This is a genomic window from Pseudomonas sp. H1_G08, from assembly GCF_054681355.1.
In genome coordinates this window covers 3,621,690-3,634,689 of the sequence record NZ_CP162822.1, presented here as the reverse complement: position 1 = coordinate 3,634,689, position 13,000 = coordinate 3,621,690, and the positions used below count along the sequence as shown (strand labels likewise).

General features: G+C 60.7%; 11 protein-coding genes. 9 read left to right on the top strand and 2 right to left on the bottom strand.

What is annotated here, in order from left to right; genetic code table 11:
• The first annotated feature begins 1 nt into the window (after nt 1).
• From pilW to AB4N85_RS16340, 9 genes are all read left to right on the top strand, one after another.
• Nucleotides 2-760: a type IV pilus biogenesis/stability protein PilW gene (pilW, locus tag AB4N85_RS16380; protein ID WP_073473307.1), complete on the top strand. Its 759-nt coding sequence runs from the start codon at nt 2-4 to the stop codon at nt 758-760.
• The gene (locus tag AB4N85_RS16375; protein ID WP_095181707.1) at nt 760-1,779 is read left to right on the top strand and encodes a RodZ domain-containing protein; all 1,020 of its coding nucleotides are present in this window, start codon (nt 760-762) and stop codon (nt 1,777-1,779) included. The genes pilW and AB4N85_RS16375 overlap by 1 nt, the downstream gene beginning before the upstream one ends.
• A gap of 3 nt (nt 1,780-1,782) precedes the next feature.
• Nucleotides 1,783-2,892 (top strand): flavodoxin-dependent (E)-4-hydroxy-3-methylbut-2-enyl-diphosphate synthase, encoded by a 1,110-nt coding sequence (gene ispG / locus AB4N85_RS16370; RefSeq protein WP_016773332.1) that lies wholly within the window; start codon nt 1,783-1,785, stop codon nt 2,890-2,892.
• A gap of 22 nt (nt 2,893-2,914) precedes the next feature.
• Nucleotides 2,915-4,204, top strand: coding sequence for a histidine--tRNA ligase (hisS, locus tag AB4N85_RS16365; RefSeq protein ID WP_024014212.1), 1,290 nt, complete (start codon nt 2,915-2,917; stop codon nt 4,202-4,204).
• A gap of 41 nt (nt 4,205-4,245) precedes the next feature.
• Nucleotides 4,246-4,887: a tetratricopeptide repeat protein gene (locus tag AB4N85_RS16360; RefSeq protein WP_016773334.1), complete on the top strand. Its 642-nt coding sequence runs from the start codon at nt 4,246-4,248 to the stop codon at nt 4,885-4,887.
• Nucleotides 4,880-6,031 carry an outer membrane protein assembly factor BamB gene (gene bamB / locus AB4N85_RS16355; protein WP_016773335.1) on the top strand — a complete coding sequence of 384 codons (1,152 nt, stop codon included), beginning with the start codon at nt 4,880-4,882 and terminating at the stop codon, nt 6,029-6,031. The genes AB4N85_RS16360 and bamB overlap by 8 nt, the downstream gene beginning before the upstream one ends.
• A 135-nt stretch (nt 6,032-6,166) precedes the next feature.
• Nucleotides 6,167-7,639, top strand: a complete 1,473-nt coding sequence (gene der, locus AB4N85_RS16350; RefSeq protein WP_024014210.1) for a ribosome biogenesis GTPase Der — start codon at nt 6,167-6,169, stop codon at nt 7,637-7,639.
• 291 nt (nt 7,640-7,930) lie between these two features.
• Nucleotides 7,931-9,079: a pyridoxal phosphate-dependent aminotransferase gene (locus AB4N85_RS16345; protein WP_252868235.1), complete on the top strand. Its 1,149-nt coding sequence runs from the start codon at nt 7,931-7,933 to the stop codon at nt 9,077-9,079.
• A complete protein-coding gene (locus AB4N85_RS16340; RefSeq protein WP_252868234.1) occupies nt 9,067-9,858 on the top strand; it encodes an amidohydrolase in 792 nt (263 codons plus the stop codon). Before AB4N85_RS16345 ends, AB4N85_RS16340 begins: the two co-directional genes overlap by 13 nt.
• A 176-nt stretch (nt 9,859-10,034) precedes the next feature.
• On the opposite strand, the gene leuA is transcribed toward AB4N85_RS16340, so the two are convergent.
• Both leuA and AB4N85_RS16330 read right to left on the bottom strand, forming a co-directional pair.
• Complete coding sequence (gene leuA / locus AB4N85_RS16335) at nt 10,035-11,714, bottom strand: 2-isopropylmalate synthase (RefSeq protein WP_016773339.1); 1,680 nt, start codon at nt 11,712-11,714, stop codon at nt 10,035-10,037.
• 463 nt (nt 11,715-12,177) lie between these two features.
• Nucleotides 12,178-12,999 carry a peptidoglycan DD-metalloendopeptidase family protein gene (locus tag AB4N85_RS16330; RefSeq protein ID WP_252868233.1) on the bottom strand — a complete coding sequence of 274 codons (822 nt, stop codon included), beginning with the start codon at nt 12,997-12,999 and terminating at the stop codon, nt 12,178-12,180.
• Nucleotide 13,000: the final 1 nt, after the last annotated feature.

The following is a 13,000-nucleotide window of genomic DNA, read 5'->3' as shown; positions in this document are numbered from 1 at the left end:
TATGTCCCTGCGCTTTGCGCTGCTGTTGCTGTTGGCCAGCCTGTGCGCTGGCTGTGTCCTGTCGGGTGACTACAACCCGATGAAGACCAGCAAGGGCCGCGATGAAGCGCGGGCTGCCTACGTGCAGCTGGGGCTGGGCTACCTGCAGCAGGGCATGACCGAGCGCGCCAAGGTGCCGTTGAAGAAAGCGCTGGAGCTGGACGGTTCCGACCCTGACGCCAATGCGGCCCTCGGTCTGGTGTTTCAGGCCGAGATGGAGCCGGCACTTGCCGACGAGCACTTTCGCAAGGCCTTGTCCTCACGTCCCACCGATGCACGCATCCTCAACAACTACGGCAGTTTTCTCTACGAAGAACAGCGCTACAAGGAAGCCTACGAGCGTTTTGAACAAGCGGCCGCCGATACCCTGTATCCTGAGCGCTCGCGGGTCTTCGAAAACCTCGGCATGACCGCCGCCAAGCTTGGCCAGCGTGATCTGGCCCAGCAACAGCTGGAAAAAGCCCTGCGCCTGAATCGCCAACAACCACGCGCATTGCTGGAAATGGCTGAGTTGTCCTTCGAAGACAGGCATTATGTGCCCGCGCGTGACTATTACGACCGTTTCAGCCAGCTCACCGAACAAAATGCACGTAGTCTATTGCTCGGCGTTCGGCTGGCAAAAGTGTTTGAAGATCGCGACAAGGCAGCCAGTTACGGTCTGCAATTAAAACGACTCTATCCCGGTACGCCGGAATATCAGCAATACCTGTCGGAGCAATGATGAAAGCGGCGCATCCCGAAGTTGTAGCAGCGAATCGCGTAAATCCCGGTGAGACCCTGCGCCAGGCCCGCGAAAGCAATGGCTGGTCGCTGGCCGAAGTGGCCCTCAAGCTCAACCTCACCGTGACGTCCCTGAGCAATCTTGAAGCCGGCGCTTTCGACAAGCTGCCGGGGCATACCTTCGCTCGCGGTTACATTCGCGCCTATGCCAAATTGCTCGGCATGGACCAGACCGTTCTGGTTCAGCAATTCGACCAGTCCACCGGCACCGATTCCCAGGGCAGCAACGTTCACGCCCTCGGTCGTATCGAAGAGCCGGTGCGGGTTTCCCACACCATTTTGCGTATCGTCAGCCTGTTGCTGCTGATCGCGGTCATCGGCGGCGGTTTCGTCTGGTGGCAGGATCAGACCTCGCAGCGCACCCGCGATCTGACCAGCCTGGCGCCGGAACACGTCGAAGTCGAAGGCGCGGACGGCACCACGCAGATCCACCCGATCGACGAGCCGGAAGATCAGGCTGTCGCCGAAAATCAGGCCGACAGTTCGACAACGCTGGCCTTGCCGCAGTCGGAAACCAGTGCTGAATCGACCGGCGCCGAATCTGCTGCGCCAGCGACCGAGCCAGCTGCCCCGGCAGTTGCGCCAAGCGCACCGGCACAGACGCCTGCGCCAGTGGTGGCGGCTCCGGCCACTCCAGCGCCGAATGTCCCAGCGACACCTGCCCCGACCGCGCCGGTTGCTCAAGCGCCAAGCGCTGAAGCAGCTGCTCCGGTTGCCGGCGAAGGCCAGGTGCAGTTGCAGTTCACCGGCGATTGCTGGGCACAGGTGACCGATGGCCGTGGCAAAGTGATTTTCAGCGGCCTGAAGCATAAAGGCGACAGCGTGAGTGTTTCCGGCAAGCCGCCGCTCGCCGTACGTCTGGGCGTTGCCCGCGCGGCACAGGTCAGCTACAACGGCCAACCGGTCGATATCGCTCCGTTCACCAGTGGCGAGACTGCTCGCCTGAAGTTGGGTCAATAAGTCATGCACGGCGAATCTCCAATCAAACGTCGCGAATCGCGCAAGATCTGGGTCGGCAACGTACCGGTGGGCGGCGACGCGCCGATCGCTGTGCAGAGCATGACCAACAGCGACACCAATGACGTCGCCGCGACCGTGGCGCAGATCAATCGTCTGGAAGCCGCCGGCGTCGACATCGTTCGCGTCTCGGTACCGGACATGGACGCCGCCGAGGCGTTCGGCAAGATCAAGCAACTGGTCAAAGTGCCGTTGGTGGCTGACATCCACTTCGACTACAAAATCGCCTTGCGCGTGGCCGAACTGGGTGTGGACTGTCTGCGCATCAATCCGGGCAACATCGGTCGCGAAGACCGCGTGCGTGCCGTGGTCGATGCGGCGCGTGATCGCGGCATTCCGATCCGGATCGGCGTCAACGCCGGTTCCCTGGAAAAAGACCTGCAAAAGAAATACGGCGAGCCGACCCCGGCGGCACTGGTCGAATCCGCGCTGCGCCACGTTGAACACCTCGAACGCCTGAATTTCCAGGACTTCAAGGTCAGCGTGAAAGCCTCCGACGTGTTCATGGCCGTCGAAGCCTACCGCCTGCTGGCGAAAGAAATCGTTCAGCCGTTGCACTTGGGCATCACCGAAGCCGGCGGTTTGCGATCGGGCACGGTGAAATCCGCCGTGGGCCTAGGTATGCTGCTCGCCGAAGGGATTGGCGATACTATCCGCATCTCGCTGGCGGCCGACCCGGTCGAGGAAGTGAAGGTCGGTTACGACATTCTCAAGTCTTTGCATCTGCGTTCCCGTGGCATCAACTTCATCGCCTGCCCGAGCTGCTCGCGGCAGAACTTCGATGTGGTGAAAACCATGAACGAGCTGGAAGGGCGCCTTGAAGACCTGCTGGTGCCGCTGGATGTCGCGGTCATCGGTTGCGTGGTCAACGGCCCCGGCGAAGCCAAGGAAGCCCATATCGGCTTGACCGGCGGCACGCCAAACCTGATTTACATCGACGGCAAGCCGTCGCAGAAGCTGACGAATGACAATCTGGTGGACGAGCTGGAAAAGCTGATCCGCCAGAAAGCGGCCGAAAAGGTCGAAGCTGACGCTGCCGTTATCGCGCGCGGCTGATCGAACGAATTAAGGAAATTTTGTGAGCAAGTCTCTGCAAGCCATTCGTGGCATGAACGACATCCTGCCCGAACAGACCCCGCTGTGGCGTTATTTCGAAGGCACTGTGGCGCGTCTGCTGGATAACTACGGTTACAAGCAGATCCGCATGCCGATCGTCGAGTTCACCGAGCTGTTCAAGCGCTCGATCGGCGAAGTCACCGATATCGTCGAAAAAGAGATGTACACCTTCGAAGACCGCAACGGTGATTCCCTGACCCTGCGTCCGGAAGGTACTGCTGCGTGCGTGCGTGCCGTGCTTGAGCACGGCATCACCGGCGGTGGTCAGGTGCAGAAACTCTGGTACATCGGCCCGATGTTCCGCCACGAGCGTCCGCAAAAAGGCCGTTATCGCCAGTTCCACCAGATCGGTCTGGAAGTGTTCAACCTCGACGGTCCGGACATCGACGCCGAACTGATCATCATGACCTGGCGCCTGTGGGGCGAGCTGGGCATTCGTGATGCGGTCAAGCTCGAACTCAACAGCCTTGGCACCAGCGAATCCCGTGGTCGCTATCGTGAAGCGCTGGTCGAGTACCTCTCGGCGCACCACGACAAGCTCGATGAAGACAGCCAGCGTCGTCTGAAAACCAACCCGCTGCGCGTGCTCGACACGAAAAATGCCGACACTCAAGCGGTGTTGGTTGATGCGCCGAAAATGGCCGACTACCTCGACGACGAGTCCCGCGCTCACTTCGAAGGCCTGAAGGCGCGTCTGGATGCCGTCGGCATTCCTTACGTGCTCAACCCGAAACTGGTGCGTGGCCTCGATTACTACAGCAAAACCGTTTTCGAATGGGTCACCGACAAGCTCGGCGCCCAGGGCACCGTGTGCGCGGGCGGCCGTTACGACGGTCTGGTCGAGCAGATGGGCGGCAAGCCAACCCCGGGCGTCGGTTTCGCCATGGGCATCGAGCGTCTGGTATTGATGCTCGAAACCCTTGAGCAGATTCCGCAGGAAATTTCCCGTCAGGTCGACGTCTACCTCTGCGCCTTCGGTGAAGAAGCCGAGCTGGCCGGTCTGGCCCTGGCCGAACGGGTTCGCGATGAACTTCCAAACCTGCGCCTGCAAGTCAATGCCGGCGCCGGCAGTTTCAAAAGCCAGTTCAAGAAGGCCGACAAGAGCGGTGCGCTGTACGCATTGATCCTCGGTGACGACGAAATGGCCCAGCAAGTGGTAGGTTTCAAACCCCTGCGTGGCCAGGGCGAACAACAAAGCATTGCCTGGGATGCGCTTGCCGCTCACCTGGCCACCTGCGTCGTGCAGGGTTGAAGCTGTCTTAACAGCCGATTTAGCGATTAAGGAGTATTGGGGTGTCGAGTACCGAAGACGAACAGTTGGCGGATTTGAAGGACTGGTGGACACGCAACGGCAAACCTCTGGTCACCGGCGGCCTGTTGGCGCTGGTCATCGTGTTCGGCTGGCAGGCCTATCACAAGTACCAGAGCAACCAGTCGCAAGGCGCCTCGGTGCTCTATCAGCAATTGCTGGAAACCACGCTGACGCCTGACGGCAAGCCTGATGCCGCCCGCGTTGCGGACCTGGCCGGCAAGCTCAACAGCGAATACGGCGGTTCTGCCTATGCGCAATACGGCAGCCTGTTCGTCGCCAAAGTGGCGGTTGACAGCGGCAAGCTGGACGACGCGGCAACCGAACTCAAAGCCATCGTCGACAAACCGGCCAACCCGGCGCTGGGCGAAATCGCCCGTCAGCGTCTGGCGCAGGTGCTGGGCGCGCAGGACAAGGCCGAAGACGCCCTGAAACTGCTCGACGGCGATGCCGACAAAGCGTTCCTGGCCACTCGCGAAGAACTCAAGGGCGACCTGCTGGTGCGCTTGGGCCGTACCGATGACGCGAACAAGGCGTATCAAAAAGCCAAGGCGGCACTGTCGGATGAAGCGGCGGTCGGTGGCCTTCAAATCAAGCTCGACGACCTGGCCAAAGGGGATGCGTGACGTGATCCGTTGGAAGCATGCAGCATTGCTGGCTCTGGCCCTTCTGGCCGCGGGTTGCAGCAGCAACAGCAAGAAAGAATTGCCACCGGCCGAACTGACCGACTTCAAAGAAGAAGTCGTTCTGCAGAAGCAGTGGAGCCGCTCGATCGGTGACGGTCAGGGCGAAACCTACAACATGCTGGTGCCGGCGATCGACGGTGACACCATCTACGCCGCCGATGTGACTGGTGTGGTGATGGCGCTGGATCGCAGCAACGGCGACGTGAAGTGGGACCAGGATCTGGAACTGCCTGTCTCCGGCGCCGTCGGCGTGGGTTATGGTCTGGTACTGATCGGTACGCTGCGTGGCGAAGTCGTCGCTCTGGACACCAGCAACGGTGAAGAGAAGTGGCGTGCCCGCGTCAACAGTGAAGTGCTCGCGCCGCCGGCCAACAATGGCGACGTGGTCGTCGTGCAGACCCAGGACGATCGTCTGATCGGGCTGGACGCTGCCACCGGCAACCAGCGCTGGGTGTATGACAGCACCCCGGCGGTCCTGACCCTGCGTGGCACCAGTGCTCCGCTGGTCACCAACCGCCTGGCCGTAGCTGGCCTGTCGACCGGTAAAGTGGTCGCGCTGGACATCTCCAACGGCGTGCCGGTGTGGGAACAACGCATCGCCATTCCACAAGGTCGTTCGGAGCTGGAGCGCGTCGTCGACATCGACGGCGGTCTGCTGCTGTCGGGCGGCACGCTGTACGTGGCCAGCTATCAGGGTCGCGTTGCGGCACTGGACCTGGAAAGCGGTCGTCAACTGTGGCAGCGCGATGCGTCGAGCTACGCCGGTATCGCTCAGGGTTTCGGCAGCGTCTACGTGAGCCTGTCCTCGGGCACCGTTGAAGGCGTCGACGAGCGTTCGACCACCGCACTGTGGAGCAACGATTCGCTGGCTCGCCGTCAATTGTCGGCACCGGAAGTGTTCTCCAGCTACGTAGCTGTGGGTGACCTGGAAGGTTATCTGCATCTGCTGAGTCAGGTCGACGGTCGTTTCGTCGGCCGTGAGCGCATCGACAGCGACGGCCTGCGTGCTCGTCCGCTGGTGGTGGGCGACACGATTTATGTGTATGGCAACAGCGGCAAACTGGAAGCCCTGACCATCAAGTAACAACTATGCTTGGGGTTCATCCCCAAGCGGCCCTGCATCAGCAGGGTTTGCAGCGCCCCCGGGTGTTGCCCCGAGCACCAGCCGCTGCCTCGCAGCGGCTTTTGTATTTTCTGAAATAACGAAGTGGAGAGCCGCATGGTTCCCGTAATCGCCCTGGTGGGCCGACCGAACGTCGGCAAGTCCACCTTGTTCAACCGCCTGACCAGGACTCGTGACGCCATCGTCGGCGACCTGTCCGGTCTGACCCGTGATCGCCAGTACGGTGAGGCCAAGTGGCAAGGGCGTTCCTACATTCTGATCGACACCGGCGGTATCTCCGGTGACGAACATGGTATGGACGAAAAAATGGCCGAGCAGTCGCTGCTGGCCATCGAAGAAGCCGATGTGGTGCTGTTTCTGGTAGATGCCAAGGCCGGTTTTACCGCTGCCGACCAGATGATCGCCGAGCATTTGCGCAAACGTAACAAGCGTTCCCACGTGGTTGCCAACAAGGTCGACAACATCGACCCGGAAATGGCCCGTGCCGAATTCGCCCCGCTGGGCATGGGCCACGCGATCCCGATCGCCGGCGCCCACGGCCGTGGCATCACGCAACTGCTGGAAGCCGCCCTGAGCGAATTCCCGCGCGATGATGACGAGCCGGCTGAAGGCGAAGAGGAAGAAGTCGTTGCCGAAGGCGAGGAAGCCAAGCGCATTCCTGGTCCGAGCGAAAAAGACGGGATCAAGATCGCCATCATCGGTCGTCCGAACGTCGGCAAGTCGACCCTGGTCAACCGCATGCTTGGTGAGGACCGGGTCATCGTGTACGACCAGCCGGGCACCACCCGCGACAGCATCTACATTCCGTTCGAGCGCAATGAAGAGAAGTACACGCTGATCGACACCGCCGGTGTGCGCAAGCGCGGCAAGATCCACGAAGAAGTCGAAAAATTCTCCGTGGTCAAAACCCTGCAGGCGATCAAAGACGCCAACGTGGTGATCTTCGTGATGGACGCCCGCGAGGGTGTGGTCGATCACGACCTGAACCTGCTGGGCTTCGCGATCGAATCCGGTCGTGCGCTGGTCATCGCGATCAACAAGTGGGATGGCATGACGCCGAGCGAGCGCGACTTTGTGAAAGTCGAGCTGCAACGTCGTCTGTTCTTCGTCGACTACGCCGACATTCACTTCATCTCGGCGTTGCACGGCACGGGCGTGGGCAACCTCTACGCTTCGGTGCAGAACTCGTTCAAGTCCGCTGTTACCCGCTGGCCGACCAACCGTCTGACCCAGATTCTCGAAGATGCGGTGGGCGAGCACGCGCCGCCGATGGTCAACAACCGTCGGATCAAGCTGCGTTACGCTCACCTCGGTGGTGCGAACCCGCCGATCATCGTGATCCACGGTAACCAGATCGAGAAAGTGCCGAAGTCGTACGTGCGCTATCTGGAGAACACTTACCGTCGTGTACTCAAGCTGGTCGGTACGCCGATCCGCATCGAGTTCAAGGGCGGCGAGAACCCGTACGAAGGCAACAAGAACACGCTGACCGACCGCCAGGTCAACAAGAAGCGTCGCTTGATGTCGCACAACAAGAAAGCCAGCAAGAAGCGCCGCGACAAGAAGTGATCCGAGGCCCTGCACAATTTTGTGTGGGGCTTTTGTGGCGAGGGGATTTATCCCCGATGGGCTGCGCAGCAGCCCCAAAACCTGTGTCCGCGGTGTATCAGTCAAACCGCATTCAACGGGTTTGCGACTGCTTCGCAGCCGGAACGGGGATAAATCCCCTCGCCACAGGATTGGGTTTGTTCAATGAGAGAAGGGCGCCGTTTGGCGCCCTTTTTTTATGGGCGCCGGATGGGCTATCCTCGGGCTCTCCCGCGCCGTCGTCAGAGCCGGGTGTTGAGCAGAGAACCCCCGATGATCACCAGCAAGCTGCCGAATGTCGGCATCACTATTTTCACGCAGATGTCTCAGCTCGCGGCGCAGACCGGCGCGATCAACCTGTCCCAGGGTTTCCCGGATTTCGACGGCCCGCAGTCGTTGCGTGATGCGGTCGGGCGGCATATCGCCAGTGGCCATAACCAGTATTCGCCGATGACCGGTTTGCCGGCGTTGCGTCAGCAGATCGCGGCCAAGATCGCGCGCAGCTATGGCGTGACTGTCGATGCCGATCATGAAGTGACGGTAACGCCCGGTGCGACTCAGGCAATCTTCTGCGCGATTCAGGCAGTGATTCACAGAGGCGATGAAGTCATCGTCTTCGATCCATGCTACGACAGTTACGCACCGGCAACGGAGCTGGCGGGTGGTCGTTGCGTACATGTGCAACTGAATCCGGACGATTTCTCCATCGATTTCGATCAACTCGCAGCGGCCCTCAGTCCGCGGACGAAAATGATCGTCATCAACACCCCGCACAACCCCAGCGGCGCATTGATCAGCCGCGACGAGCTCGATCAACTGGCGGCGTTGATCCGTGATCGCGACATCTATCTGATCAGCGACGAAGTCTACGAACACCTGGTCTTCGACGGCGTGCCGCATGTCAGCGTGCTGGCCCATGAAGAGCTGTATCAGCGCGCGTTCGTGATCAGTTCGTTCGGCAAGACGTACCACGTCACCGGCTGGAAAACCGGCTATGTCGTCGCCCCGCCAGCGCTGACCGCCGAACTGCGCAAGGTGCATCAGTACGTCAGTTTCTGTGGCGTCACGCCGCTGCAATACGCGCTGGCCGATTACATGGCCGAGCACCCGGAGCACGTTGAAGAGCTGCCGGGTTTCTATCAGGCCAAGCGCGATCTGTTCTGCGATCTGCTCGCGCCGTCGCGCTTCAGTTTTACCCGGGTCACTGGCACCTATTTCCAATTGGTCGATTATTCGCAGATCCGTCCGGATCTGAACGATGTTGAGATGGCCATGTGGATGACTCGCGAGCATGGTGTCGCGAGCATTCCGGTGTCGGTGTTCTACCAGAATCCACCGCAAGGCCAGCGCCTCATACGCCTGTGCTTTGCCAAACGCGAGGAGACGCTGCGTGAAGCGGCGGCGAAACTATGCGTGATCTGAGTGCATTGCCAGACCTGACCCTGGCGCTGATCCAGACCAGCCTGGCCTGGCACGACCGCCGGGCCAACCTCGAGCACTTCGAGTTGTTGCTGGAACAGGCCCGGGGCGCCGATCTGATCATCCTGCCGGAGATGTTCACCACCGGATTCTCGATGGAATCGGAAACCCTCGCCGAAGCCGAAAACGGCCCGAGCAGCAAATGGCTGCGGGCGCAGGCAGCGAAGTTCGATGCGGTCATCACTGGCAGCGTGATCATACAGGCGGCTGACGGCAGCCATCGCAACCGCTTGCTGTGGGCGCGGCCGGACGGTGAAGTGCTGCATTACGACAAGCGTCACCTGTTTCGTATGGCCGGCGAGCACAATCATTACACGCCGGGCGAGCGTCAGGTGCAGTTCGAGCTCAAGGGTTGGCGGATTCGTCCGCTGATCTGCTACGACCTGCGTTTCCCGGTGTGGAGCCGCGACGCGCAGGACACCGATCTGCTGCTGTACACCGCCAATTGGCCGGGCGCAAGGCGTCTGCACTGGAACCGCCTGCTGCCGGCACGAGCGATTGAAAATCTCTGCTACGTGGCAGCGGTAAATCGGGTGGGCAGCGATGGCAAAGGCTTCGCGTATACCGGCGACAGTCAGGTGCTGGATTTCCAGGGCGAGACGTTGCTGGCGGCGGGGGAGGCGGATGGCGTGTTCAAGGTGATTGTGGAAGCGGCGCCGTTGGCGGCGTATCGCGAGCGCTTTCCGGCGAACCTGGATGCCGACACTTTCGAGTTCACCTGATACTCCCAGCGCCTGTCAGGACGCCTTCGCGAGCAGGCTCGCTCCCACAGGGAAATGCATTCCAAATGTGGGAGCGAGCCTGCTCGCGAAGGGGCCATAAAAGTCAGCCAGAAACCTGTAGGCAAAAAAAGGCCCCGGAGCTCACACTCCGGGGCCTTCGCATTTCAGCAGTCGGATTACGCCGCTTTCGCCTCTGGCTGGCTCAGCGAGCGGTTCAGCGCGCTGAACAGTGCCTTGAAACTCGCCGTGGTGATGTTTTCATCGATACCCACGCCGTGCACTGCACGTTCACCGTTCACCCGCAGTTCGATGTAGGCCGCCGCTTTGGCATTGGTGCCCGCGCCGATCGCGTGTTCGTTGTAGTCCATGATTTCCACCGGAATCGGCAGGCCGGCGACCAGGGCTTCCAGCGCGCCGTTGCCCTTGCCGCGCCAGTGCAGGTTGGTTTCGCCCTGACCTTTGCTGGCCACTTCCACTTCGACGGCGCTGTTGCCGTTTTCTTCCTGCAGACGATGGCTGACGAGCGCATACGGAGTGTTGGCCTGCAGGTATTCGCTGATCAACAGCGAGTGAATCTGCTTGGCCGTCATCTCCAGGCCCAAACGGTCGGTCTCACGCTGCACGACCTGGCTGAACTCGATCTGCATGCGCCGTGGCAGGCTGATGCCGTATTCCTGCTCCAGCAAGTAAGCGATGCCGCCCTTGCCCGACTGGCTGTTGACGCGGATCACCGCCTCGTAGCTGCGACCGATGTCGGCCGGGTCGATCGGCAGGTACGGCACTTCCCACAGGGTGTCCGGTTTCTGCTGGGCGAAGCCCTTGCGGATTGCGTCCTGGTGCGAGCCGGAGAACGCGGTGTGAACCAGGTCGCCAACGTACGGATGACGCGGGTGGACCTGGATCTGGTTGCACTCTTCGACGACCTTGCGCACGCCGTCGATGTCGGAGAAGTCCAGCTCAGGGTCGACGCCCTGGGTGTACATGTTCAGCGCGACGGTGACGAGGTCGACGTTGCCGGTGCGCTCGCCGTTGCCGAACAGGCAGCCTTCGACGCGGTCGGCGCCGGCCATCAGGCCCAGCTCGGTGGCGGCCACGCCGGTGCCCCGGTCGTTGTGGGTGTGCAGGCTGATGATCACGCTGTCACGACGGTTGATGTTGCGACCAAACCATTCGATCTGGTCGGCGTAGACGTTCGGCGTCGCGCATTCAACCGTGGCCGGCAGGTTGAGAATCATCTTGTGCTCAGGCGTCGGGTTCCACACCTCGATCACGGCGTCGCAGACTTCCTTGGCGAATTCCAGCTCGGTAGCGCTGAAGGTTTCCGGCGAGTATTCGAAGGTCCACTCGGTTTCCGGCTGCATGGCTGCGTATTTGACGAACAGCTTGGCAGCGTTGACGGCGATGGCCTTGATACCGTCCTTGTCCTGGTTGAAGACGATGCGACGGAAAGAAGGCGAAGTGGCGTTGTACAGGTGAACGATGGCTTTCTTCGCCCCGCGCAGGGATTCGAAGGTGCGCTCAATCAGGTCTTCACGGCCCTGGGTCAGTACCTGAATGGTGGTGTCGTCCGGGATGTGGCCTTCTTCGATCAGCGTGCGCACGAAGTCGAAGTCGGTTTGCGACGCGGCCGGGAACGACGCTTCGATCTCCTTCACGCCGACCTGCACCAGGGTTTTCCAGAAGCGCAGCTTCTTCGCCGCGTCCATTGGTTCGATCAGCGACTGGTTGCCGTCACGCAGGTCGGAGCTGCACCAGATCGGCGCGGCGTCGATGGTCTTCGACGGCCAGGTACGATCCGGCAGGTTGATGACGGGAAACGCGCGGTATTTCGAAGACGGGTCTTTGAGCATGCTCATCGGGAAATTCCTTGTTGTCTGGGCCGAAAAGAGGCGGCCTGCCGGTTGAACGAATGTTCTTGGAAAAGCGTGGGACGAGGCGCAGCGATTCAGCCTGGCAGTCGTGCGCTGACGAGGCACAGGCTGCGGTGCTGGCGAAGCTGAATGAGGGTGTGAGAGGTTTTCATGGCTTCAACCCTAACCGCGAGGGGAAAGGATGGCAAGCAGTCGAAAAAAATTGAGAGGAATACCCGAAAAGCGGGGTTTTGCAGGAATTTATTGCGCTTTAGGCGGTGGAAGTTGTTGATGTTTGCGTAAGGCTAGATTGGGGCGCAATTGAGTTTTAGGAGATTCATTGAGTATGGCGGTGTTTTATAGGCCGCCTTCGCGAGCAGGCTCGCTCCCACACTGAATTTTATTCACAACAAAGATCCCCTGTGGGAGCGAGCCTGCTCGCGAAAAGGCCGGTCGCCTCAACACATATTCAAGGTTGGAAGGCACCAATGAAAATCGCCGGATCCACCCGCGCGTCATTCAGGCTGACGTTCCAGTGCATATGCGGCCCGGTTGCCCGGCCGGTCGCGCCGACTTTGCCGACCACCGCGCCGCGCGCCAGTTGCTGGCCGTTTTTCACGTCGATCTTCGACATGTGGCAGAACATGCTGATAAAGCCTTGGCCGTGGTCAACAAACACCGTGTTGCCGTTGAAGAAGTAATTGCCGATCAGAATCACCTTGCCCGCCGCCGGGGTCTTGATCGGCGTGCCCGCCGGCACTGCGAAATCGAGGCCGGCGTGAGGATTGCGCTCTTCGCCGTTGAAGAAACGACGTACACCGAACTTGCTCGACAGCGGCCCGTTGACCGGTTTGTCCAGCAGCAGATTGCTCGGCGTGTTCGGGCTGAAACTGCGATAAGCCGCGATCTGTTCCGCCAGTTCGCTTTCAATGCGCTTAAGGTTGTCGGCGTTCGGATTGACCTGCTGTTTGTTCTTCAGGGTGATGTGCTGTTCCGGGTATTTCTTGCTGCCCACGGTAAACGGCAGGTTACGCCCGCCACTGCTGATCTGCTGCGAGCCAGGTTTGACCGTCAGCGGCACGCCGACGATCGCCAGCCAATTGTTCTGCTCTTTGACCACCAGCACCGGTTTGCCTTGATAGGTGGCTTTCGGCGCCTGCGCGGCGGTGCCCAGATCCACCACGGCGACGCCGCCCGGCACCGGTTTGTTCAGCAGCCGAGTGATGTAGCTGTCGGCGTGGGCGTTGAAAGTCAGGCAGAGCAACAGCAGCGGAGCAAGAAAACGCGGCATG

Coding starts and splice junctions, on each gene's coding strand:
- ispG (WP_016773332.1), top strand. CDS start 1,783: ATGCACGGCGAATCTCCAATCAAACGTCGCGAATCGCGCAAGATCTGG.
- AB4N85_RS16375 (WP_095181707.1), top strand. CDS start 760: ATGAAAGCGGCGCATCCCGAAGTTGTAGCAGCGAATCGCGTAAATCCC.
- pilW (WP_073473307.1), top strand. CDS start 2: ATGTCCCTGCGCTTTGCGCTGCTGTTGCTGTTGGCCAGCCTGTGCGCT.
- leuA (WP_016773339.1), bottom strand. CDS start 11,714: ATGAGCATGCTCAAAGACCCGTCTTCGAAATACCGCGCGTTTCCCGTC.
- bamB (WP_016773335.1), top strand. CDS start 4,880: ATGCGTGACGTGATCCGTTGGAAGCATGCAGCATTGCTGGCTCTGGCC.
- AB4N85_RS16340 (WP_252868234.1), top strand. CDS start 9,067: ATGCGTGATCTGAGTGCATTGCCAGACCTGACCCTGGCGCTGATCCAG.
- AB4N85_RS16330 (WP_252868233.1), bottom strand. CDS start 12,999: ATGCCGCGTTTTCTTGCTCCGCTGCTGTTGCTCTGCCTGACTTTCAAC.
- der (WP_024014210.1), top strand. CDS start 6,167: ATGGTTCCCGTAATCGCCCTGGTGGGCCGACCGAACGTCGGCAAGTCC.
- AB4N85_RS16345 (WP_252868235.1), top strand. CDS start 7,931: ATGATCACCAGCAAGCTGCCGAATGTCGGCATCACTATTTTCACGCAG.